The organism is Nocardiopsis moroccensis, assembly GCF_055763695.1.
This window is the reverse complement of record NZ_CP199747.1, coordinates 2890281-2913192: the sequence shown is the minus strand read 5'-3', so window position 1 is coordinate 2913192 and position 22912 is coordinate 2890281. Positions and strand designations below refer to the sequence as shown.

Below are 22912 nucleotides of genomic sequence, written 5' to 3'. Positions count from 1 at the left end.
TTAGGTAACACTTGTTACCCTCATTTCATGCGCTGTCCTCCCCTCTGGCTGACCGCCCTGTCCCTGGCCGCTTTCACCGTGCAGACCGACGACTTCATCGTCGTCGGGGTCCTGCCCGCCATCGCCTCGGACACCGGGACCTCCGAGGCGGCCGCGGGCCAACTGGTCACCGTCTACTCCCTGGTCTACGCCCTCGCCGCGCCGCTCTGGGCGGTCCTGCTCGCCGGGCTGCCGCTGCGGCGGGTCCTGCCGGCCGCCCTGGCCGTGTTCACCCCCGCCAATCTGGTGGTGCTGTGGGTCGACGACTACCCGGTGCTGATGGTGCTGAGGGCGGTCGCGGCGCTGGCCGCCGCCGTGGTGCTGCCCGCCGCGCTTGCCGAAGCGGCGGAACGGGCGCCCGAGGGGCGCAGGGGGCGGTACCTGGCCACGGTGATGACCGGCCTGACCGGTGCGGTCCTGTTGGGAGTACCGGTCGGGACGTGGGTCGGCGCCGTCTTCGGCTGGCGGGCCACGTTCGTGTTCTGCGGGCTGCTCGGCGCGCTCGCCCTGGTCCTGGTGGCACGGTCGCTACCGGGCGCGGAGGCGCCGCCGCGGCGGCGAACGGGTCCGGGCCCGGCGACAGCGGTCCGCGCCGGACAGGGGGCGTTCCTGCGGCCGCTGCTCGACCGCGCCGTCACGGGTCTGCTGGCGGCCACCGTCCTGGTGGTCGCGGGCAACCTGGCCTTTCAGACCTACCTGGCGCCCTTCCTCGACGGGCTCTCCGGAACGGGTCCTCGCCAACTGGCCGTGCTGCTGATCGCCGCCGGGACCGGTGGTGTGGTCGGGACCCGGTACGCGGGCCGGATGGTGGACCGGATCGGCGCGCGCAGGGCGTTCGGGCTGGCCTGCACCGCCTTCTGCCTGACCATGGCCGCCTTCGCGCTCCTGTGGACGTTCGCCCCGGTTCCGGTCGGGATGGCCGCGGTACTGCTGGTGTGCTGGTCCACGGCGGCCTGGGCGGTGCCTACCACGGTGCAGGCGCTCACCCTGGACCGGGCCGGGCAACGGGACGCGACCCCGGTGATGGCGGTGCTCAGCAGCGCGGTGTACGCGGGCGCCGCCCTCGGCGGGTCGGTCGGCGGGGCCGCCGTGGCCGTCGGCGCAGGGGTGGTGCCGGTGGCCGCGGCCCTGACCGCCGGGTCCGGTCTGGCCCTGGCGTTGCTGGTCACCAGGCGTCGACGTAGCGGCCGGACCGTTCTCCGGGACCGTCCGTCGCCAGGGCCCCGGCCAGGGCCGCGATGACCCGGGCCCGGGTCTGGGCTGGGTCGATCACGTCGTCCAGCTCGAACACCGAGGCCGCGCTGGTCGCCCTGCCGCGCTCGTAGGCCGCGGCGAGCAGGGCGTCGAAGGTGGCCTCCCGCTCCCGGGGGTCCTCGACGGTCGCCAGCTCCTTGCGGAACCCCAACCGGACCGCTCCCTCCAACCCCATCGGGCCGAGCTCCCCGCTGGGCCAGGCCAGGCCGGCGACGGGGGCGCGCAGGTGGCCGCCGGCCATGGCCTGGGCGCCCAGGCCGTAGGCCTTGCGCAGCACCACGGTCACCATCGGAACACGCAGTTGGGAACCGATCAGGAACAACCGGGAGAAATGCCGGACGGTGGCGGTGCGTTCGGCGTCCGGGCCGACCATGAACCCCGGGGTGTCGCACAGAGAGAGCACGGCGAGCCCGTGGGCGTCGCACAACTGCAGGAACCGGGCGGCCTTGTCCGCGCCGTCGGCATCGATGGCGCCGCCCAGGTGGCCGGGGTCGTTGGCGATCAGGCCCATCGGCCGCCCCTCGATCCGCACCAGGGCGGTGACCACGCCCGGCCCGAAGCGGCGGCGCAGCTCCAGCACGGAGCCGGTGTCGGCCAGGGTGTGGACAGCGCGGCGGACGTCGTAGGCGCGCAACCGGTTCTCCGGGACGACGTGGCGCAGCAGCCGCTGGTCGGCGGCCTCCCAGTCGCCGACGGGGCCCTGGAAGTAGGACAGGTAGTCGCGCGCCGCGCGCACGGCCGCCGCATCGTCCTCCACGAGCAGGTCGATCACCCCGTTGGGCTCCTGGACCCCGACCGGGCCCACCTCCTCGGGGCGGTGGACGCCCAGCCCGCCGCCCTCGATCATCGCGGGCCCGCCCATGCCGATCGTGGCGTCGCGGGTGGCGATGACCACGTCGCAGCAGCCCAACAGGGCGGCGTTGCCCGCGAAGCAGCGGCCCGAGGCCACCCCCACGGTGGGGACCCGGCCGCTGAGGCGGCCCATGGCGGAGAACGTGGTGACGCCCAGGGCGGAGGCGGTGTTGGGATCGATGTCCCCGGGGCGGCCGCCGCCGCCCTCAGCGAAGAGCACGACCGGGAGCCCGCGCCGGTGGGCGAGTTCCAGCATGCGGTCGGTCTTGCGGTGGTTGATCACGCCCTGCGTCCCGGCCATGACGGTGTAGTCGTAGGACATGACCACGCAGTCGGTGCCGTAGTCCGGTCCGTCCGCGGACCGACCGCCGCGCCGCGCACCGGCTCCGTCCCCCGTCCCGTCGCCGTGCCGGTCGGTGTTGACCCGGCCGATCCCGGTGACCATGCCGTCGGCGGGGGTGTTGGCGGCCAGGTCCTCGTCGGAGCGGCGGCCGCGCTGCGCGGCGACGGCCAGCGCCCCGTACTCGGTGAATCCGCCGTCCCCGCACAGGTCGGCGATGTTCTCCCGGGCGGTGCGCCGGCCCAGGCGGTGCCGTTTGGCCACCGCCTCGGGGCGGCGCTCGTCGGTGCCCATCGCGTGGCGTTCGAGCACCTCGGCCAGGTCGGGGCGGATGTGGTCGGGGTCGACGCCGTCCTCGGCCGGCCCCGCCTCCTCCTCGGCACCGTCCGGGGCGAACCCGAGCAGGTCCTCGCCCTCGCCGACGGCGGCCCCGACCACGGTGCGGACCTCGCCGACCGTCCCGGAGGCGGGTGCGGCCAACACGTGCTCCAGCTTCATCGCTTGGAGCACCACCAGGGGAGCCCCGGCCCGGACCCGGTCGCCGGGTTCGGCTTCGACCGAGACGACCGTCGCGGCGAAGGGCGCGGTGAGGCCGGTGCCGGAGCCCCCGTCCGGTGTTTCGGCGGTGGCGGTCCCGGCCGCGGCGAGGAGTTCGGTGAGGTGCTCGCCGACGAAGGCGGTGGTGGCGGTTCCGGAACGGAAATCGGGGTGGCGCAGCACCGCCCGCAGGAAGGCGATGTCGGTGTCGGCCCCGGCCACGGTGAACTCGGCCAGGGCCCGCTCGGCCCGGTCGGCGGCGGCGGTCAGCCCGCCGCGCGGGGCGTGCGCGACCACCTTGGCCAGCAGCGGGTCGAAGCCGTCCCCGGCGGTGTGCCCGACCGCTCCGTGGGTGTCCACCCGGACCCCCGGGCCGGTGGGCGGGGCGAAGGCGGTCAGCGTCCCGGAGGAGGGGAGCGCCGCCCCGTCGGCGCCGGTGGTCTCCAGGTTGACCCGGGCCTGGACGGCGTAGCCGCGCGGAGCGGGAACGTCCTCCTGCCCGAGGCCCTGTTCGGCCAGGGTGCGGCCCAGCGCCACCTCGATCTGGGCGGTGACCAGGTCGACCCCGGTGACCTCCTCGGTGACGGTGTGCTCGACCTGTAGGCGCGGGTTGGCCTCGACGAAGTGGAAGGCGGGGGTGCCGGAGTCCTCGGCGGTCCCGGGAGCCCCGACGAGGAACTCGAAGGTGCCCAGGCCGGAGTAGGAGACCTCGCGGGCGAGGGTGAGGGCGGCGTGGAGCAGCCGCCGGCGGAGTTCTTCGGGCAGGCCCGGGGCGGGGGCGGTTTCGACCAGTTTCTGGTGGCGGCGCTGGATACTGCACTCGCGCTCCCACAGGTGGGTCACGGCACCGGTGCCGTCCCCGAGCACCTGGACCTCGACGTGCCGGACGCGTCGCAACAGCCGTTCCACGTAGAGGTCGCCGTGCCCGAGGGCGTGTTCGGCCTCCGAACGGCAGCGCTCGTAGGCGAAGGCCAGGTCCGCCGGGTCGGTGACCGCGCGGATGCCGCGCCCGCCGCCGCCCGCCAGGGCCTTGACCATCACCGCCCCGCCGGGGCCGAGCCGTCCCAGGAAGGCCTCGGCCTCCTCCAGGGAGGTCGCGCCGAAGGTGCCGGGCAGGACGGGGACGCCGAGGCTCTCGGCCAGGGCCCGCGCGCGTGCCTTGTCGCCGAACAGGGAGAGCGTCTCGGGGGAGGGGCCCACGAAGACCAGGCCGGAGGCGGCGCACAGTTCGGCGAAGTCGGCGTTCTCGCTGAGGAAGCCGTAGCCGGGATGGACGAGTCGGCAACCCGTCTCACGGGCCACGGCGACCAGCCGTTCGCCGTCCAGATAGGAGGCGGGGCCCGCGGAGCCGAGCGGGCGGGCCTGGTCGGCGAGGCGGACGTGGGCGGCCCTGGAGTCCTCCGCCGCGTACACGGCGACGGTGCCGATCCCCAGGGAGGCGGCGGCCCGGAGCACGCGCACGGCGATCTCACCCCGGTTGGCGACGAGCAGGCGGGTGGGTTCGGACACGGGGGTCCCCTTCCTCGGCCGGTGGGTGAACCGAGTCTGCACCCCCGTTGACATTGATGTCAACGATTGTGGTTCTGGGATACTCGCCCCCATGGAGAAGAAGGAGTGGGCGACCCGCGTCAAGCACGACCGAGCCGACAGCGCCACCCGCGCGGCCCTGCTCACGGCGGCGCGGAGGGTGTTCGAACGCAACGGCTACGCGCGCACGACCGTCGCGGGGATCACCGCCGGGGCCGGGGTCGGCCGGGCCACCTTCTACGTGTACTTCGCCTCCAAGGAGGAAGTGTTCGCGGTCCTGGCCGAGGGGGTGCGGGACCGGTTCCTGGCCAGCCAGGAACTCGACGGGATCGACGCCGACGACCCGTACGCGGTGGTCCGGGCGACCGTCACCGCCTTCCTGGACGCCTACACGGAGAACCTCGCGTTCGTCACCGTGCTCCAGCACCAGTCGCTGTCCGACCCGGCGATGGGGGAGCTGTGGGAGGAGATCCACGGCCTGCCCCGCCGCCGCTCCGCCCGCTACACCCGGCGCCTGGTGGAGCGGGGGGTGGCGGACCCGGCGGCCTCCCCGGAGGCGGTCGCCCGGGCGGCCGGAGGCATGATCGCGGCCTTCGCCGGCGGCCTCGCCTCCTGCCCGGGCGACCGGGACCGGGCCGCCCGGGAACTGACCGCGATGTACCTCCGCCTGCTGGGGCTCCCGGAGAGGTGACGGGGCCGGGGGCGGCGGGGGCGCCCCCGGCCGTGGGGACGCCCCGGGTGGGCTCAGCCGTGGGCGAAGGCGTCCTCGCCGGTCAGCTCGGCCGACCAGGCCCACAGCCGTTCGGCCTGTTCGGGGTCGTTGGCGTGGGCGGCGACCCCTCGCTCGCCCCGCTCCGGGTCCGCCCGCTCCGGGAGTTCGGCGATGTCGGCGTTCTCGCAGTACAGGCCGCCCATCCCCACGAGTCGGGCGGAGGTGGCCGCCCACACCTGGGTGGCCGCGCCCTGCTCGGGGGTCTTGAAGGTGGGGTTGACCGTGTTTCCCTGCTCGTCGATCCACCCTCGTTCGACCATCTCCTCGGTGGTCATGTGCCGCTGCAACCGGGTGAGGATCGCGCCGGGGTGCAGGGAGAAGGCCCGGACCCCGTGGCCGCTGCCGAGCCGGTCCAGGTGCACGGCGAAGAGGACGTTCGCGGTCTTGGCCTGGCCGTAGGCCGTCCAGCGGTCGTAGCCCCGCGCGAACCACGGGTCGTCCCAGCGGACACCGGAGGCGTGGTGTCCGGAGGAGGCCACCGAGACCACCCGCCCGCCGCCGTTCGCGATCCTCGGCCACAATCGGTTGACCAGGGCGAAGTGCCCCAGGTGGTTGACGGCGAACTGGGCCTCCCAGCCGGGGCCGACCACGGTGCGCGGGCAGCCCATGATCCCCGCACTGTTGACCACCAGGTCGATCCGCTCGTGTGGGAAGGCGTCCGCGAACGCGCGAACGCTCCGCAGGTCGGCCAGGTCCAGCTCGCCGACCTCCGTGCCCGGGATCCGCGCGAGAGCCTCCTCCGCCTGGCCGGGCCTGCGCGCCGGGACGACCACGCGGGCGCCCGCCCCCGCGAGGGCCCGTGTGGTCTCCAGTCCGATCCCCGAGTGGCCGCCGGTCACCAGGGCGACCTTCCCGGTCAGGTCGGTGCCGTCGAGGACCTCGGCCGCGGTGCTGCGCATACCGTGGCCGGAGCCGATCCTGCTCTGTCGTGTGCTCATGCGGCTCACGCTAGGAGCTGGAGCGCGCTCCAGGTCAAGGACCGTGACCCGGAGCCGGGACGTCCCCCGGAGGGCCGCACGGAGGCGGCACACTCCCCGTGGACGCCTTCGCGCCGCGCGGAGGCGGGATGCCCTGACCGGGCGGGCCGACCGGGACCGGGCCCGGTGGCCTGCACGGGAGGGCGCACCGACATGCGGGGGAAGGACACTCCGGCGCTGCGCGTTTCCCGGAGCGAGGGGAACGTAGCATCTGCTTCGACACGGTGTTCGACGAGGAGAAGACGGTACTCATGGCTGACAAGCGCGTGGTCTGGGCGAAGAAACTGCCGCAGGTCTACAAGAAGCTCGACGAGGTCGACCTCGTGATCGCCGAGCACCTGGATGTCCGGCTGCTGGAACTGGTCAAACTCCGCGCCTCCGTGCTCAACGGCTGCGCGTTCTGCGTGGACCTGCACACCCGGAAGGCCCTCGGCGAGGGCGAGTCCCAGCAGCGGCTCTTCCTGGTGTCCACCTGGTACGAGGCCGGGGACCGTTTCACCGAACGGGAGCGTGCCGCCCTCGCCCTGACCGACGAGATGACCGAGCTGGGCGGCCACGGCGTGTCCGACGAGGTCTACGAAGAGGCCGCCGAGCACTTCGACGAGACGGAGCTCGCCGCGCTGATGTCCGCCATCGCCATGATCAACCTCTACAACCGGCTCGCCGTCACCAGCCGGTTGCACCCCAGGGAGCGCTGACCGGCCCTCGGCCGACCTGCCCGGGCGGCCGTTCCGTGGCGGGGCGCGCACCAAGACCGCCCCGTCCCGGAACCACGGGACGGGGCGGCAGCGGTGCTCGGCCGCGCTGGTTCAGCCGGTGTGTTGCTGACGCCGGCCCGGCCCCTGCTCCTGGCCCTGTTCGGGGGAGCGGGTGGGGTGGGGCGTCGAGGTGGGCCGTTCGTGGGCGGCCCGGTACCCGGCGCGGTAGCCGGACTCTCGGGAGCCCTCGGACGCCTCGCCCTCCTCGCCGCGGATCGCGGCGGGCCAGCCGGCGGTCAGGCCGTAGACGACCAGGAGGTCGACGGCGATGACCACCACCGACCACAACGGCATGGCGACCAGGAAGGTCAGTTGGGCGATGGCGTTCAGGGAGGCCAGGACGATGCCGAAGGCCCGGGCCCAGGTGCTGCCGGAGAGGACCGCCAGACCCGCCACGACCAGCACCACACCCCACAGGCCGAGTAGCAGGCCCCAGGCCTCGTACTCCAGGACCAGCATCTGTGACTCGGCGGCCACGTAGAAACCCGGGGTGAAGAACGCCGCGAGGCCCTGGATGATGTTGATCGCGCCGGTGACGATGAGCAGCGTCGAGACGAAGTACTGCCAACCGTTGGCCTGTGTCCGCATAGGTGCTCCTTTGCCGGTCGAACCGCGAACCGAATGGTCCGACGGGGCCGACCCCTCGGGTGTGACGAGCAGGCGGTCCGTACGCCGCACCTTCATCATCAGCCACGCGGTGTAAGGGGGAGGGAACCGGTTCGCCCGGATCCGGCAAAGCCCGGGTGCGCCTTTCCGGTTCGTTCCCGGGGATGCGGGGAGGTGCGTGGTGTCCGACGGAGCGGGGCCGTGTCCGCGGACGGCGGGGCTCGGTTCCGGTCCGGATCCGCGGTCTTTTATTTGCTTTTACGTAACAACGTATGATCCTGTATCCTGGGGCCGTGCCAGAACGAACCACGCAGGAACGCCTCGCCGACCTGGAGGCCCGGGTCGCCGAACTGGAGCAGCGGGACCGGGTGCGGGAGGACCAGCGCGCCGATTCGGACTACCCGGAGCGCTTCTTCGCCCTGGAGGCGCTCAGGGAACGTGCTCCCGAAGAGGGAGCCGTGGTCTTCGCGGGCGTCGTGCCGGTCGGGGGGCAGCCGGTCGAGTGGCAGAGCGGAATCCCGGTCGACCGGCTCGAAGGCCTCGACTGGTCCCAGTTGGCGGGCAGTCTCGACGCCCTGGGAAACCCCGTTCGGCTCAGCCTCCTCCACGCCGTCTGGTCCGGAGTCGGCACAGTCGCCGAACTCAAGGAACGCGCGGAGTTCGGCACCAGCGGCCAGATCTACCATCACGTCAACCTGTTGGCCGCGGCGGGCTGGCTCACCACCCGCAGACGGGGCCACTACGTCATCCCCCCGGAGCGGCTGGTTCCCCTCATGGTGATCCTCGCCGCGGCCAGGGGCTGATCCCTTCCGGAAATCCCCGGCCTCGCACCCGTTCCCCGAACCGTTCACCGTGAAGGCGTTTTGGTCGCCCGGAGCCCACGCGTCCTCCCTTTGTTGATAAAAGGGGAAAACCGGTCATCTACCTTTTGTTGCTGTTCTGTGTGGTGCCGATAATTTTTCTGTGCTGGCTGTCGGGCCTGATTGGCAGAAAGTCCACGTTCCTTCTTGCGGTGGACTACCGTGAAATCCACCCGCCCCGGAAGAACTCGGGTCCGGGGCGGGAAGTTCCCTGCCCGAATTGCGGGCCCGTGGAACAACAACGACTCCGCCAGCCGCACGAACGCCGTGAGGAATCCATTCATGGCAGTACACCTGTCCGACCGGAAACGCCCCCTTCCGCGCCCCGGCCAACAGGCACTCGTCGCTCTTCTGGCCACATCCGCACTGACCGCTCCGGCCTGGTCCTGGGCGGTGTTCGAGAGCCCGGCGCCGACCCGCGCCCTCATCGCCCTGGTCGGCGGCGTGGTCGGGGTCCTGCTGTGCGCGGCCGTGGCCACCGCGGCCCACCAGGCGGCGGCCGCACGCATCGCCCGAGCCCACAGCACCCGGGTCAGTGGTGGCGCACGGATTCTGGAGGAGGAGGCGGGGTGGGTCGTCGACGCGCTCCTGCCCGCCGTCTCCCAGGCCGCCCGCGAGGGGCACTCGGCCCAGAGCGTGCTCGCCCGACACCCCCGCCCCGGCCACCCCACGATCGACCGGCTCGCCCACGCCGTCACCACCCAGGTCGCCAGCGCCGAACGCCGCTCCGCCCGGGACCGGGACGCCCGTGCGGAGATCGAGGACGAGGTCGCCGACCTGGCCGACTCCGTCCTGCCGCTGATCGTCCACCGGGTCCGTGAGGACCGCACCACCGCCGCCGAGACCCTCGTCCAGGAGTTCCAGGACGTCCACGAACCCGTCGCGCGGCTGCGCCGCCGCGTGCTGGACGAGATCCTGGCCGCCGAACGCCGCTCCGCCACGGCGCTGGTTTCGGCCGCCAACTCCGGTGCGCGCATCCAGGCCCACCTCACCACCCTGCTCGCCCAGCTCCGCGACCTGGAGGATCGTTACGGCGACCGCGCCGACATCTTCTCCGACCTCCTGAAGGTCGATCACAACGTCTCCCGCACCGGCCGTCTCGCGGACGCGTTCGTGGTCCTGGCCCAGGGGCGTTCCGGGCGCCGCTGGACCCGGCCCATCGTGATGGAGAGCATCCTCCGCGGGGCCATGGGCCGCATCACCGCCTACCGGCGGGTCCGCCTGCACTACACCAGCAGGGTCGCGGTGGTCGGTTACGCGGCGGAGGGCGTCATGCAGGCACTCGCCGAACTCATGGACAACGCCGCCAACTTCTCCGCGCACGGTACCGACGTCCACGTCTACGTCCAGGAGGAGGACACCGGGGTCACCATCACCGTCGAGGACAGCGGGATGGGGATGCGCCGGCGCGAACGCCGCGTCGCCGAGAACCTCATCGCCGAGCCCCGCACCCTTGCCACCCTCCCCGGCATTCGGACCGGGCTGGCGGTCGTGGGCTGCCTGGCGGACAAGTACGGCCTGAAGGTGAGTTTCCGGCCCTCGGCCAGGGGCGGCGTCGGGGTGGTCGTCCTCATCCCGCCGAACCTCATCACCGAACCCCGTGCCCGGGTGCGGCGACCGCGCGCGACCACCGCCGGTACCCCCGTGGTCAGCGCCCCCGGGACCGGTACGCCGCCGGCCGCAGTGCCCTCGGCCGGCACTCCCGCTGCCGGGATTCCAGTGGCCGGGACGCCGTCGGCCGGGATGCCGGTCGGCCCGCCGCCCCCGGCACGGGGCGCTACGGACCGCCCGCCCCTGCCCCGACGCGACGCCCGCTCCGGCCCCGCCGGCCCGGAACCGTCCGGCACCGGCCCCGGACAGCCGACCGGGCCCGTCAACCTGCCCCAGCGCCGACGCGGCCACACCCTGGCCGAAGCGGTCCGGGAGAACCCCGAGCAGCTCTTGCCCACCGCGCGCAGGCACCTCGACCCCCAGGCGCGCAACGGGATCCCCACCCGGTTCGCCGCCTTCCGGGACGCCGGTGCCCCGCCCGAGGGGAACGGCCGGGACACCACCCGGGAGAGCGGCCGATGAACACGCTCCCCGCCGCGTACCAACCGAAACCGATCGAAGAGGAACGGAGGGAGGGGCACCGGGCCGTACCGGGTCCGGACCACCGCCCCAAGAACCCGATGACGACCACGGATGCCAGCCTCGACTGGCTGCTGGAGAACCTGAGGCACCGGACACCGGGCATCCGACACGTCCTGGTGCTGTCCAGGGACGGGCTCAGGATGTGCCACAGCCAGGAACTGGACACGGACCGGGCCGACCAGCTCGCCGCGATCTGCGCCGGGATCCAGAGCCTGTCCCTCAGCGCCTCCGCCGAGTTCGGCGACGGGACCGGTGCGGGCCAGGCCATGCTGGAGTACGGCGGTGGGCTCCTGCTCATCGTCGGCGCGGGCGAGGGCGCCCACCTGGCCGTCGTCGCCGGGTACGAGGCGGACGTCGGCGCGGTCGCCCGCCACATGAACGAACTCGTCGAGCAGATCGCCGTCCACCTGCCGGCCGAACCCCGCCGCAGGTACCACGAGGCGGCTTCGCCCCGATGAACACGGACCATCTCGACAGTGAGGCACCGGATCGGCTGTACACGGTCACCGGAGGGCGCGGCGACCCCGGCGATCCCGGCGTCCCCGCCCTCGACTCCGTCACCCTCCTCGTGGCCGAGTCCGAACCCGCGCCGCACATGCAGTCCGAGCACGCCGACATCCTCCGGTTGTGCACACGTCCCACCGCCGTGGTCGAGATCTCCGCCGAACTCGGGCTCCCGGTGAGCGTCGTGCGGATCCTCCTCATCGACCTGCTGGACACCGGGGCGGTGGTGGCCCGGCACCCGGTCCCCTCCACTCCCCAGGAGGGGCCGCGGCACGACCCCGACACCCTGAAGCAGGTGCTCCTTGCCCTCCAACGCCTCTGAACAGACGACCGGGACGGCCACGGCAGCCGACCGGGGGACGACGGCCACGAGGCGTCCGCCCCTCGCCGGCACGGCGAGCAACGCCCTCAAGATCGTCATCGTGGGCGGGTTCGGCGTGGGGAAGACGAGCATGGTCGGTGCGGTCAGTGAGATGCGCCCGCTGAGCACCGAGGAGATCATGACGCGGGCCGGCGCCGGGGTCGACGACCTCAGCGCCGTCCGCGACAAACGCACCACGACGGCCGCGTTCGACTTCGGCCGGATCACGGTCGACGCCACCCGGGTCCTCTACCTCTTCGGCGCCCCCGGCCAGAAACGCTTCTGGTTCCTGTGGGAGCAGCTCTTCGTCGGCAGCCTCGGCGCGGTCGTCCTCGTCGACACCGACCGGGTGGAGGAGTCCTGGTACGCCATCGACCGCCTCGAACACCACCGGACGCCGTTCGTCGTCGCGGTCAACCGCTTCGGCCCGGGCCCGAGCCTGGCCGACGTGCGCACCGCCCTGGACCTGTCCGACGAGGTCCCGCTGCTGGAGTGCGACGCGCGCCGCCGCGAGTCCAGCCGCGACGTCCTCATCGCCCTCGTCCACCACCTGGCCAGACACCGTCCGACCGCGCCCGAGGCCGGGCACGCGTCCACCCCGGAGGGGCCGACATGAACAACACCGCGGGAACACCGGGAACCGCCGTCCGCCCCCCGGGTCGGGGGACGGCGCCCCTGTCACCCGAACACGAGAACGCCATGCGGTTCTACGGTCCCGACATCGCCCGGGACCCGGTACCGCTGTACGAGGAGATGCGCAGACGCTTCGGCCCGGTCGCCCCCATCCTCCTCGACGGCGACATCCCCGCGTGGTTCGTCCTCGGCTACCGGGAGCTGCACCACGTCACCGGCAGGCCCGAGTGGTTCGCCAGGGACTGCCGCCGCTGGAACCTGTGGGACCACGTCCACGACAGCTGGCCCCTCCTGCCGTACGTGATGTGGACCCCGTCGGTGATGTTCACCGAGGGCGCCGAACACCAGCGCAGGGCCGGAGCGATCGGTGACGCCCTCGACGCCACGGACCGCGCCGACCTGCACGCGCTGTGCCGGCAGGTCTCCGACCGGCTCATCGACCAGTTCGCCGGTGATGGTGAGGCCGACCTGGTCAGCCAGTACGCCCACCAGATCCCGGCAGCGGTGGTCGCCCGGCTGTACGGCCTTCCCGAACCGGAGGTCCCCGGCATGGTCCGGGACATCCTCCTCTCCCTGGACGTCACGGCCGACGCCACCCGGGCCCACCAGCGGGTGCAGGAGCGGATGCGGCGGATCGTCGGCGAGCGTCGGGCCCACCCGCGCGACGACGTCCCTTCCCGGCTGCTCCTGCACTCGGCGGGGCTCACCGACGAGGAGGTGGTCATCGACCTGCTCGTGATCATGTCGGCGGCCCAGGCGCCCACGGGGAACTGGATCGGCAACACACTGCGGCTCATGCTGCTCGACGACGACTTCTCCCTGACCCTCCAGGGCGGGCGCAGCAGCGCGGGCGAGGCGCTCAACGAGGTGCTGTGGAAGAACACCCCCACCCAGAACTTCATCGGCCGCTGGGCGGTACAGGCCTGTGAGCTGGGCGGACGCCGGATCAACCGGGGAGACCTGTTGGTGTTGGGGCTGGCCGCGGCCAACTGCGACCCCCGGCTCAACACCGGGGACCTGGGCATCCACGGAACCAACCGGGCGCAGATGTCGTTCGGGCACGGGGAACACGGCTGCCCGTTCCCCGCACCCGAAGCAGCGGAGGTGATCGCTCGCACCGCGGTGGAGACCCTGCTGGACCGGCTGCCGGACGTGCGGATGGCCGTGCGTCCCGAGCAACTGCGCTGGCGGCCCTCGGTGTGGATGCGCGGTCTGTTCGAACTGCCCGCGAGGTTCAGCCCGATCACCGGCTGAGGGCCCTGCCCCGCCCGCCGTCCCCCCGCCCGCGGCCAGGCGCCCTCAGCGGGTGGGACGGGGGCGGGGCGCCGGTGAGAACTCCAGCGGGAGTTCGCGCAGGCCCCGGGTGAACAGGCCCTGCTCGACCAGTTCGGCGCCCTCGGCCAGTCGCACGTCCGGCATGGCGTCGAGCAGGTCGTTCACCCCCACCCGGACCTCGGCCTCGGCCAACAGGGCGCCCACGCAGAAGTGCCGGCCCAGGGCGAAGGAGAGGTGTTCGGCCGCGGCGGAGAAGGAGGTGGCCTCCGCCAGTTCCGTGCGGAACAGGTCGAAGGTGTCGGGGGCGGCGAAGCGGTCGGGGTCCCGGTTGGCCGCCCCGATCAGGCAGGTGACGGTGGCCCCCGCGGGTACCGTGCCGCCGCCGATCCGTACGTCCCGGACGGCCTGGCGCATGATCATCTGCACGGGCGGGGTGAACCGCAGCGACTCGGCGAAGGCACGGGGGATCAGGGAACGGTCCTCGCGCACGGCCGCGAGCTGGTCGGGGGACGCGATCAGGTTGGCGAACAGGCCGGCCAGAGCCTTGTCCGTGGTCTCCCCGCCCGCTGCCAGCAGGAGACTGCAGAAGGCCTTGACCTCCTCGTCGGTCATCCGGGTGCCGTCCACCTCGGCCAGGCAGAGCCGGGAGAGCAGATCGTCGCCGGGGTTCTCCCGGCGTTCGGCGATGATCGGGAGCATGTACTCCGCGAACTCCTCCCGGGTCCGCAGCCCGGCCTCGGCCACCCCGGGGTCCTGGGAGAGGTTGCCGAGGAAGGCGATGATCGAGGTGTACCAGTCGTGGAAGCGGTCGTGGTCGGCCTGGTCCAGACCGAGCATGTCCACGATGACGTTGATCGGGAACCGGGTCGCGTACTGGGAGACGAGGTCGACGCGGCCGGTGGTACGGAAGGCGTCGATGAGCGCGCGGCTGTTGCGCTCGATCACCGGGAGGAACCGCTCGCGCAGGTCCCGGCCGCGGAAGGCGGGCACGACCAGGGCGCGGCGCACCGAGTGCTCGCGCCCGTCGAGCTGGAGGATGGTCCGCCCGTGGACCGGTTCCAGCTGCCAGCCGTAGTTGTCCGTGCAGAAGTCCCCTTCCCGGTCCTGGAAGACGCGCCGAACGTCGTCGTAACGGGAGAGGACGTAGCTGGAGGTGGGCTCGTGCCACAGGAGCGGGGAGCGCTCGCGCAGCAGGGAGTAGGCGGGGTAGGGGTCGGCGAGGAACTCGGGGGAGAGCAGGTCCGGGATGCCATGGGCGGTGGTCACACGATCACGCTCCAGGTCACGGGGTGGCAAGGGGGAGGCGTCCGCGCTGGGCGGGTGCCCGGTCACAGTCCATCCCTGCCCCCGATGCCCGCGCCGTGAACCCGGTGCCCGGGCGAAAAGGGCGCCGGGCCGACCGGACCGTGGGCCGGTCCGCCCCGGTCGGGGCCGTCACGGCCCCCGACCTCAGCGGACGAGTTCCCGCCAGTTGGCCGGAACCCGGTCGGCGGGAGCGGGCACCGGCTGGTCCCGCGGGTGCGAGGTCGGCGCAGCCAGTTCCGGACCCCGGCCGACCTCGCGGGTACGGAAGTCGTAGAACCACTCCTCGCCCGGTTCGAAGCTCTGCACGATCGGATGGCCGGTGGCCTCGAAGTGGCGGGTGCCGTGCTGGGCGGGTGAGCTGTCGCAGCAGCCGACGTGCCCGCACTCCGCGCAGCGGCGCAGGTGCACCCACCACCCGTCGCCGGCGAGACACTCCTGGCAGCCGTCGCCGCTGGGCGGGACGGCCGGGTCGATCTCGTTGCTCATGGCGCCACGCTACCCACCGCGGCGGGCACGGAGGGTGAACCACGCCCGAGCCGCGCACCGGCGCCCGGTGTGCCGGGCCGAGCGGGGCGGCCGATAACCTCGTCGCCGTCGCCCCGAACAACCTGGAAGGCACTCCCATGAGCGAGGAGCTGTCCGTGCGCGTCGACGGTCACGTCGGCGTCCTGGAGATCCACCGCCCCCCGAACAACCACTTCGACCTCGACGTCCTCACGGAGCTCGCGGACACCGCAGAGGAGCTCAGCGCCCCCGGCGGCTGCCGTGCCCTCATGCTGTGCTCGGAGGGCAGGAACTTCTGTGCCGGGGTGGACTTCGCCTCCGGCGGGGTCGGCGACACCCCCGTCCGGACCCTCGACGCCATCTACGGCCAGGGGCTGCGCCTGTTCTCGCTGCCGGTGCCCGTCATCGCCGCCGTCCAGGGCGCGGCCGTGGGCGGCGGGCTCGGCCTGGCGTGCGCGGCGGATTTCCGGGTGGCCGCGCCCTCCACCCGCTTCCACGCCAACTTCGGACTCCTCGGCCTGCACCAGGGCTTCGGGCTGACCGTCTCTCTGCCCCGCATCGTGGGGGAGCAGCGGGCCGCCGACATGCTCTACACCGCCCGCCGGGTCCACGGCCACGAGGCGCACACCATCGGGCTGGCCGACCAGCTGGTCGCGGACGGCGCCGTTCGTGAGGGCGCGTTGGAGTACGCGCACCGGATCGCCGCCTCCGCGCCGCTGGCGGTGCGTTCGATGAAGGTCACCATGCGGGCCGACCTGCTCGCCGCGCTGCCCGCCGCGCTGGACCGGGAGGTCGTCGAACAGACCAAACTGCTCGACACCAAGGACAACGAGGCCGGGGTCGCCGCCTCGCTCGACCGCACCAGTGCGACCTTCACCGGGGATTGACTTCCTCCCCTCCCTGAAGGGAGGGGATTCCGATACGCGCTTGCGCGCGTATGGGCCCTAAGGCCCGGCCCTCACAGGCCCGGTTTCCTGCTTCGTTGCCGACTGCGGAAGGGAGGACCCTTGCCGACTGACACCAGCTCCACAGGCATCACCCGAGTGTTCTCGGGCTGCGACTCGACCAGCCGCAAGGATGTTCTTGGCCGCGTTGACATCACGGTCGTGCCGTGTGCGGCAGGCCGGGCACGTCCAGTGCCTCGTGCCCAGGGAAAGCTTGGCGAGCAGGTGCCCGCAGTCCGAGCAGGTCTTGCTGCTGGGGAACCACCGGTCGACCACCGCGATGGTGCGTCCGGCCCGGTGGGCCTTGTACTCCAGATGGCGGCGGAACTCGCCCAGGGCGGCGTCCAACACCGAACGGTTCAGCCCGGACTTCTGGGCGACCTGCTTGCCGGGGGCGTCGACGGTACCCCGGCAGGAGCGGGTCATCCCGGACACGTTGAGGTCTTCGATAGCGACCAGGTCGTGCTCGCGCACCAGACGGGTCGTGGTCTTGTGCAGGAAATCTTGCCGTGCGTGGCGGACCTTGCGGTGCGCGATCGCGACCTTGCGCTTGGCCTTGCGGCGGTTGTTGGAACCGCGCTGTGTGCGGGCCATCCGCCGCTGGTACCGGGCCAGATTCTTCGCCTTACGCTCCAGGTGCCGGGGGTTGGGAATCTTCTCCCCGGTGGACAAGGTGGCGAAGTCCTTGACCCCCAGGTCGATACCGACCTCGGAGTTGCACTCGGGTGCGCGCTCGGGATCAGCCGCCTGTACAGCGAAGGTCGCGTAGTAGCGGTCGTCCGGCTCACGGGAGAGGACCACCATGGTCGGGTTCAGCGCTGTGAGATCCACCTGCGGCCAGGACCACGCCACCGCCAAGGGCCGGGTCTGCTTGGCCAGGAACACCTGCCCGTTGCGGATGCGGAACGCGCTGCGGGTGTAGTGCGCCGACTGGCGACCGGTCCTGCTCTTGAACCGGGGGTACTTGGCGCGTTTGGCGAAGAAGTTCGCGAACGCGGTGTGCTGGTGCCGCAGGGCCTGCTGGAGCGGGACCGAGGACACCTCTGCCAGGAACGCCAGGTCTTGGCCGCGCTTCCACCCGGTCAGCGCCTGGTCGGTCTGCTTGTACGAGGTTTTCTCGCCGCGCTGGTGGTATGCCGTGTGGCGCTCAGCGAGGGTCTTGTTCCACACCAGGCGCACGCATCCGAACGTGCGGCCCAACTGGGCCGCTTGTTCGGGGTCCGGGTAGGCCCGGCACTTGTACGCCGTCCGCATACAGCAAAGTATGACCCAAGGAGGGGCATGTGTAAGGCAAAACAGCAGAGCGCAGGCGGGTTGTCCCGGATTCCTCCCCGGCCTGAAGACCGGGGCATCCTCCGGGAGGAACGGTGACCCGCCCCGGTGGCGGCGTCGGCGGGGCGCGTGGCCGCCGGAGGCCGGGGCCGCGGGCGGTCTCCCGACCGCCCGGGTCACCCGGGTCCGTCCAGGGCTCTCAGGTCTGCCGCTCGGAGTGGCCCAGAGGCCGCTCGGGGGCGACCCGGTCCCGGACCAGCCTCTTGACGTCGGCCGCGTCGGTGAAGGCGGCGTCGCTGCTGCGGGACCAGACGGCCTCGCCGTCGACACGGATCTCGAAGACGCCTCCGGTGCCGGGCACCAGGGCGACCTCGCCGAGTTCGGCCTCGAAGGTGGTGAGTAGTTCCTGCGCCATCCACGTCGCGCGCGGCAGCCACCTGCAGCGCGTGCAGTACTCGATTTCCAGCCGGGGTTTCCTCACCTGTTCTGACACGGTCACCAGTATGCCCGGTGCCTGACAGCGGGACCTCCACCGTCGCCGTCAGGGTCCTCCCGTCGGCCGCGGTGGTCGCGCCGCGCACCGCGGTCCGGCCCCGTCCGACCCGTTCAGCCGACCGGGACGTCGATCCGTACCCGGTCGGTCCCGCCGTCGGAGAGGAACAGGGCCAGCAGCTCGGCCCGTGCACCGACCTCCGTCCGCTCGGCCCCGGTCAGCGGCCGCAACGGGGTGACGGCCACGGTGCCGTCCTCGGCCCGCCAGGTCGCGGCGACGCGGCCGTCCACCAGCACCACGCGTTCACCGGCGACCGACAGACCCCGGTGCCGGTCGTCGATGATCCGCCCGCGGTGGTGGTAGCCGAGGACCGCGTTGTCGAACGCGGGCAGGAACCGCACCGGGGCTTCCGTCCCGGGGTCCGGGCGCGGGGCGTCGGGCAGGTCCAGCAGTTCCCGGCCGCGTTCGTCGCGGAAGGAGACCAGCTCCTCGCGGGTGGCGGCCACCGCAGCGGGCAACCCGGCCAGCCCGCACCAGGAACGCAGGTCGGTGGAGGTCGCGGGTCCGTAGGCGGCGAGGTAGCGCCGGACCAGGGCCTGGCCGACCGGGTCGGAACCCTCCGGGGCGGGCGGGGCGGGTTCTCTCCCGAGCCAGGAGGAGATCAGGACGTTGCGTACCCCGCCCCTGGCCCGCCACAGGCCGCGCGGCGGGGCCTGTACGACGGGGAGCAGCGCCGAGACCAGCATCTCGCCCAGGGGCCGTTTACCCGGTCCGGGCCAGCGGTCGGCGACGGCCGCCACGAGTTCGCTCATGGTGCGGGGCTCACCGTCGGACATCACCGCCCGGCCCGCCTCGGCGAGCTCCGCCAGGTCCACATCCCGGAGTTCGTTCCGGTAGACGCCCATGACCTTCTGGCACAGCATGGTGTCGAACCGGCTCCGCCAGGCGAGGGCGTCCTCGGCGGTGACCAGGTGCACGGTCCGCCGCATGAGGTGGACCCGCACCACGCGGCGTTCGGTCAGCAGCGCCGACAGCTCCGACGGATCGAAGGAGCGCAGCCGCGACCAGAGCCCCACGAACGGCTCCTGCGGTTCCTGCGCCTGGAGGCCGCCGAGGTGGGCCACGGTCTCCAGGGCCGACATGTCGGTCGGGGCGAGCAGCGCCTGCCGGGCCAGCGTGGCGCGGTTGAGCGCCCGCTGGTCCAGGGCGGGCTCGGTTCCGGTGGGCATCGCCTGCTCCTGCGGTCCTCGTGGTTTCCAGGAGAACGATCCCAGAGGTGGAGGTCGGATCCTGTCCGCCACTTCCCGGGGCCGGGCCCGCCCCGGCGATCAGTTCGACCGGAGCGGCTCGCTCACCTTCGCCGCGGGCTCGTCGTCCGCCGGTGCGGGGTGCGCGGTCGGCGCGCCGACCGGCTCCGCCCGTTCCTCGCTTCTCAGGTCGCGGCAGAAGCTGACGACCACGCCCACGATGATGACCAGGAAGGGCGCCGAGGCCACGATGACGGTCTGTTGCAGCGCGTTGAGTCCGCCCGAGAACAGCAGGATGATCGCCAGGGCTCCGGTCATCGCCCCCCACAGCAGCAGGATCGGCGTCCGGGGTCGGATGGAACCGTGCGTGGTGAGCATGCCCAGCACGTAGGTGTTGGCGTCGGCTCCCGAGACGAAGAAGAGCACCGCCAGGATCACCACCAGCGCCGTCGTGACCGAGGGGATCGGGAACTCGGCCAGGGTGGCGAAGAAGGCGCTGTTGAGGTCGGCCGCGGTGGCGCCGGCGATGTCCGTGCCGTGGTTCAGGTCCAGGTCGATGGCCGAACCGCCGAAGACGGAGAACCAGGCGAAGAAGGCCAGGCTGGGCATGCCGAGGACGACCAGGACGAACTGGCGGATCGTGCGGCCGCGCGAGATACGGGCGAGGAACAGACCGACGAAGGCGCCCCAGGAGACCCACCAGGCCATCATGAAGTACGTCCAGCCCTGGAGCCACTCGGCGTCGCCGAAGGCCGGGCCCCGCAGGCTCATCAGCAGGAAGTCGCCGCCGTACTGGCCGAAGGACTCCAGGAAGAGCGAGATCAGGAACGCGGTCGGGCCGAGGAGGAGCACGAACAGGAAGAGCACCGCCGCGACCGAGAGGTTGATCTCGCTGATGTAGCGGATGCCGCGCTTGATCCCGGAGGCCGCGGAGAGGCTGAACAGCGCCGTGACCACGACCACGATGACGACCTGGGTGGTGATCCCGGTGGGGGTGCCCAGGAGCCGGTTCAGCCCGTTGTCGATCTGCAGGGCTCCCAGACCGAGGGAGGTGGTGGTGCCGAACAGGGTGGCGAAGATCGTGAAGACGTCGATGGCCTTGCCGAGGGGACCGTCGGCGTGCCGACCCATCAGCGGCCGGAACAGGGCGCTGACCAGGCCGGGGCGCTTCCTGCGGTGCATCGAGTAGGCCAGGGCCAGACCGAAGATAGCGAAGATCGCCCAGGCGTGCAGACCCCAGTCGTAGAAGGAGTACTGCAGGGCCAGGACCGCCGCTCCCGGGGTCCCCGCCTCGGCCAGGTCGTGGGGAGGGGTGGTGAAGTGCGAGATCGGCTCGGCGATGCCGTAGGAGACCAGGCCGATGCCCATCACCGTGCACAGGATCATGGCGATCCAGGTGTGGGTGGCGAACTCGGGGCGGTCCTCGTCCGAGCCCAGCCGGATGCGCCCGTAACGGCTGCAGGCCAGACCGGTCAGGAGTACCAGGAGCAGGAGGGGTAGCAGCAGGTACGCCCAGCCGAAGCTGCTGGTGATCCAGTTCAGGGCGGAGCTCATGGTGGCCGTCTGGTGCTCCGGGGCGGCCACGCCCCAGACCACGAACAGCGCCGAGATGGAGAGGGAGGCCCAGAAGACCACCCCGACGGTTCCTCGTTCGGTGGTGTCATTCATGGGTCGACTCCTCTCTCGCGACGTCGGCCACCTTCGGTGGTGACACACGGCACGAGGGTTCGCACGGCTGTGGGCCGTCGCGTTCGTCTGGTCTGGGGCCAAGGGCGGATTGCACGGAAACGGGCCGCCTGTTCGTCGGTGGATGATCGAGATCTCGGGAGCCCCTCCGCGGTGTGCGGGGCGTGCCGAGTGGAGAATCAGGACGGATCGGGGTCGAGGCGAGCATGCGGGACCCCGAGGGATACCGGTGGCGGCGAGGAGGGCCCCGTGACATCGGCGGCAGGCCCTGGTCCGAGTCGGCGCCTGCCGCGGTCGACAGCACGGCCGCGCACTGACTCAGGGGCCTGCGCACACGGTTCCGACTGACGGGCCGACCGGGAAACGGTCGTGTTTCGGCCCCCGGACACCGTCTCCCGCGGGGTGCCGCGGGACCGGCCGGGCCGCGTCGGGCCGAGGAACCGGCGGAGCCTCCGAACGAGCGTACTCGCATGTGGGAGCGGGTGCCGCCGCTCCGGCCCCGGAACCCTGTGCCGCCCGTCTCACTGCCCGGGCGGCCGCCGGACGGGCCCGCACCCCCTCCTGCGGGGGCGGCCCGGGACAGGTGCTCGGCAGTCCCGGAAACGACGAAAGGCCAGATCCGAAGATCTGGCCTTTCGTACTGCGTGTGGGCGATACAGGACTCGAACCTGTGACCCCTACCGTGTCGAGGTAGTGCTCTAGCCAACTGAGCTAATCGCCCTCATGGGAATGAGGTTCGCATGGAGCCGGAGACGGGAATCGAACCCGTGTGCAGGGATTTGCAGTCCCTTGCCTCAACCACTCGGCCACTCCGGCTTACAGGAAGCACGAGGGTGCCGAGCGGCACCCATGCGTGCCTCTTCTCCGAGCGGACGACGGGATTCGAACCCGCGACCCTCACCTTGGCAAGGTGATGCTCTACCAGCTGAGCCACGTCCGCGTGCGGCCTGGGATGTTCTCCCGGGCCTGATCCGATTATGCCACCTGGGGCGGCGCTATGCGAATCGTTCGAGCGGACGACGGGATTCGAACCCGCGACCCTCACCTTGGCAAGGTGATGCTCTACCAGCTGAGCCACGTCCGCACGGCGAGTTCTCGGTTCGGCTCCGGTCTTCGCCGGTGCCGCGTCCCTCGCTGCGTTAGGAACTCTAGCGGAAGTTGGGGCAAGTGCGAAATCGACTTCCGCCGGAGGGCTCCTGCGCCCTGCCGTGGCAGGCCCGGCCGGCCCGCCGCGGCGGCATTGGCTACTTCTCCACGTGGGCGGGGGAGGAGGGCATGTCGGGCCGGGGCGGGGCGGACAGGTACTGGCCGACCCGCTCGATCACCTTGTTCATCTCGTAGGCGATGAGCCCCACGTCGCTGTCGGCGTCCGACATCAGGGCCATGCACGCGCCCTCTCCCGCGGCGGCCACGAACAGGAAGGCGCGGTCCATCTCGATGATGCTCTGCCGGATGGTCCCGGCGGAGAACTGCTTGCTGGCTCCTCCCGCGAGACTGTGCAGACCGGAGGCGATGGCCGAGAGGTGCTCGGCGGCGGGGCGGTCGAGGCCGCTGGAAGTGGCCATCAGGAGTCCGTCGGTGGACAGGACGATCGCGTGCTGTGTGCCCGAGGCGCGGGTGAGGAGGTCGTCCAGCAGCCAGCTGAGTTCGCCGCGGGCGGTGCTCGGTGGGGTCATGTCTCTCTTTGCTGTGTCTGGTGTGGTCGCGAGTGACAGGGGCACGCGCGCTGCGGAACGCTTCACGTACACCGGTCGGAGAGGCGGCGGGGGCGGGCGCCACCGGTCCCGCATAAGCGTTGCCCAGATGATAGTCATTCGTAACTTATCTGTCCGGCTGCAGCCGTCGGTTCCGGGTGGGCCGCATCGGAGGGCCGACTCCGTGACCAGTGGAGACGCCCCCGTACGGAACGCGGGAACCGGACCGGCGGCCGGTGCCGGACAGAGGACTTGCCAAGGCGCGGGCCCGGCGGGTAAGGGCGGGTACGGCGGATTCTCCGGGCACGGTGGGTGCCGCAGGTGGGAGGATTCGGGAAG

General features: G+C 72.1%; 20 protein-coding genes and 4 tRNA genes. 10 read left to right on the top strand and 14 right to left on the bottom strand.

What is annotated here, in order from left to right:
• Positions 1-27: 27 nt before the first annotated feature.
• Positions 28-1281 carry an MFS transporter gene (locus ACUKCB_RS12950; RefSeq protein ID WP_473040740.1) on the top strand — a complete coding sequence of 418 codons (1254 nt, stop codon included), beginning with the start codon at positions 28-30 and terminating at the stop codon, positions 1279-1281.
• Here the strand turns inward: ACUKCB_RS12950 and ACUKCB_RS12945 are convergent.
• Positions 1205-4531 carry a carboxyl transferase domain-containing protein gene (locus tag ACUKCB_RS12945; protein ID WP_473040739.1) on the bottom strand — a complete coding sequence of 1109 codons (3327 nt, stop codon included), beginning with the start codon at positions 4529-4531 and terminating at the stop codon, positions 1205-1207. The two genes, ACUKCB_RS12950 and ACUKCB_RS12945, sit on opposite strands and share 77 nt — an antisense overlap.
• 91 nt (positions 4532-4622) lie before the next feature.
• Here ACUKCB_RS12945 and ACUKCB_RS12940 point away from each other — a divergent pair, with 91 nt between their 5' ends.
• Positions 4623-5240 (top strand): TetR/AcrR family transcriptional regulator, encoded by a 618-nt coding sequence (locus ACUKCB_RS12940; protein WP_473040738.1) that lies wholly within the window; start codon positions 4623-4625, stop codon positions 5238-5240.
• 53 nt (positions 5241-5293) lie between these two features.
• On the opposite strand, the gene ACUKCB_RS12935 is transcribed toward ACUKCB_RS12940, so the two are convergent.
• Positions 5294-6259 carry an SDR family NAD(P)-dependent oxidoreductase gene (locus tag ACUKCB_RS12935; RefSeq protein WP_473040737.1) on the bottom strand — a complete coding sequence of 322 codons (966 nt, stop codon included), beginning with the start codon at positions 6257-6259 and terminating at the stop codon, positions 5294-5296.
• Positions 6260-6549: 290 nt separating this feature from the next.
• Here ACUKCB_RS12935 and ACUKCB_RS12930 point away from each other — a divergent pair, with 290 nt between their 5' ends.
• On the top strand, positions 6550-6996 hold the full coding sequence (locus ACUKCB_RS12930; protein WP_473040736.1) for a carboxymuconolactone decarboxylase family protein: 447 nt from the start codon (positions 6550-6552) through the stop codon (positions 6994-6996).
• A gap of 111 nt (positions 6997-7107) precedes the next feature.
• Here ACUKCB_RS12930 and ACUKCB_RS12925 read toward each other — a convergent pair whose 3' ends face one another.
• The gene (locus ACUKCB_RS12925) at positions 7108-7644 is read right to left on the bottom strand and encodes a DUF7144 family membrane protein (protein ID WP_473040735.1); all 537 of its coding nucleotides are present in this window, start codon (positions 7642-7644) and stop codon (positions 7108-7110) included.
• Positions 7645-7934: 290 nt separating this feature from the next.
• On the opposite strand from ACUKCB_RS12925, the gene ACUKCB_RS12920 reads away from it, so the two are divergent.
• From ACUKCB_RS12920 to ACUKCB_RS12895, 6 genes are all read left to right on the top strand, one after another.
• The gene (locus ACUKCB_RS12920; protein ID WP_473040734.1) at positions 7935-8465 is read left to right on the top strand and encodes an ArsR/SmtB family transcription factor; all 531 of its coding nucleotides are present in this window, start codon (positions 7935-7937) and stop codon (positions 8463-8465) included.
• A gap of 339 nt (positions 8466-8804) precedes the next feature.
• Positions 8805-10595 carry an ATP-binding protein gene (locus tag ACUKCB_RS12915; protein WP_473040733.1) on the top strand — a complete coding sequence of 597 codons (1791 nt, stop codon included), beginning with the start codon at positions 8805-8807 and terminating at the stop codon, positions 10593-10595.
• 98 nt (positions 10596-10693) lie between these two features.
• Complete coding sequence (locus ACUKCB_RS12910; RefSeq protein WP_473040732.1) at positions 10694-11113, top strand: roadblock/LC7 domain-containing protein; 420 nt, start codon at positions 10694-10696, stop codon at positions 11111-11113.
• A complete protein-coding gene (locus ACUKCB_RS12905; protein WP_473040731.1) occupies positions 11110-11481 on the top strand; it encodes a DUF742 domain-containing protein in 372 nt (123 codons plus the stop codon). The genes ACUKCB_RS12910 and ACUKCB_RS12905 overlap by 4 nt, the downstream gene beginning before the upstream one ends.
• Positions 11462-12136 (top strand): GTP-binding protein, encoded by a 675-nt coding sequence (locus ACUKCB_RS12900; protein WP_473040730.1) that lies wholly within the window; start codon positions 11462-11464, stop codon positions 12134-12136. The genes ACUKCB_RS12905 and ACUKCB_RS12900 overlap by 20 nt, the downstream gene beginning before the upstream one ends.
• On the top strand, positions 12133-13407 hold the full coding sequence (locus ACUKCB_RS12895) for a cytochrome P450 (RefSeq protein WP_473040729.1): 1275 nt from the start codon (positions 12133-12135) through the stop codon (positions 13405-13407). Before ACUKCB_RS12900 ends, ACUKCB_RS12895 begins: the two co-directional genes overlap by 4 nt.
• A gap of 45 nt (positions 13408-13452) precedes the next feature.
• Here the strand turns inward: ACUKCB_RS12895 and ACUKCB_RS12890 are convergent, their stop codons facing one another.
• Complete coding sequence (locus ACUKCB_RS12890; protein WP_473040728.1) at positions 13453-14694, bottom strand: cytochrome P450; 1242 nt, start codon at positions 14692-14694, stop codon at positions 13453-13455.
• 183 nt (positions 14695-14877) lie between these two features.
• Complete coding sequence (locus ACUKCB_RS12885) at positions 14878-15219, bottom strand: UBP-type zinc finger domain-containing protein (protein ID WP_473040727.1); 342 nt, start codon at positions 15217-15219, stop codon at positions 14878-14880.
• Positions 15220-15356: 137 nt separating this feature from the next.
• Here ACUKCB_RS12885 and ACUKCB_RS12880 point away from each other — a divergent pair, with 137 nt between their 5' ends.
• Positions 15357-16124: an enoyl-CoA hydratase/isomerase family protein gene (locus tag ACUKCB_RS12880; RefSeq protein WP_473040726.1), complete on the top strand. Its 768-nt coding sequence runs from the start codon at positions 15357-15359 to the stop codon at positions 16122-16124.
• A 57-nt stretch (positions 16125-16181) separates the two neighbouring features.
• Here ACUKCB_RS12880 and ACUKCB_RS12875 read toward each other — a convergent pair whose 3' ends face one another.
• The 9 genes from ACUKCB_RS12875 to ACUKCB_RS12835 form a co-directional block, all read right to left on the bottom strand.
• Entirely contained in the window at positions 16182-17435 is a 1254-nt protein-coding gene (locus tag ACUKCB_RS12875; protein WP_473040725.1) for an RNA-guided endonuclease InsQ/TnpB family protein, read from the bottom strand.
• 217 nt (positions 17436-17652) lie between these two features.
• Positions 17653-17946, bottom strand: coding sequence for an Rdx family protein (locus tag ACUKCB_RS12870; protein WP_473040724.1), 294 nt, complete (start codon positions 17944-17946; stop codon positions 17653-17655).
• A 113-nt stretch (positions 17947-18059) separates the two neighbouring features.
• Complete coding sequence (locus tag ACUKCB_RS12865) at positions 18060-19175, bottom strand: winged helix DNA-binding domain-containing protein (protein ID WP_473040723.1); 1116 nt, start codon at positions 19173-19175, stop codon at positions 18060-18062.
• Between the two features lie 99 nt (positions 19176-19274).
• Positions 19275-20861 (bottom strand): BCCT family transporter, encoded by a 1587-nt coding sequence (locus ACUKCB_RS12860; protein ID WP_473040722.1) that lies wholly within the window; start codon positions 20859-20861, stop codon positions 19275-19277.
• 665 nt (positions 20862-21526) lie between these two features.
• Positions 21527-21600: transfer RNA gene (locus tag ACUKCB_RS12855), tRNA-Val, on the bottom strand.
• 20 nt (positions 21601-21620) lie between these two features.
• A tRNA-Cys gene (locus ACUKCB_RS12850) sits at positions 21621-21695 on the bottom strand.
• Between the two features lie 51 nt (positions 21696-21746).
• A tRNA-Gly gene (locus ACUKCB_RS12845) sits at positions 21747-21819 on the bottom strand.
• Positions 21820-21890: 71 nt separating this feature from the next.
• Positions 21891-21963: transfer RNA gene (locus tag ACUKCB_RS12840), tRNA-Gly, on the bottom strand.
• 160 nt (positions 21964-22123) lie between these two features.
• Positions 22124-22555 (bottom strand): roadblock/LC7 domain-containing protein, encoded by a 432-nt coding sequence (locus ACUKCB_RS12835; protein ID WP_191273248.1) that lies wholly within the window; start codon positions 22553-22555, stop codon positions 22124-22126.
• Positions 22556-22912: the final 357 nt, after the last annotated feature.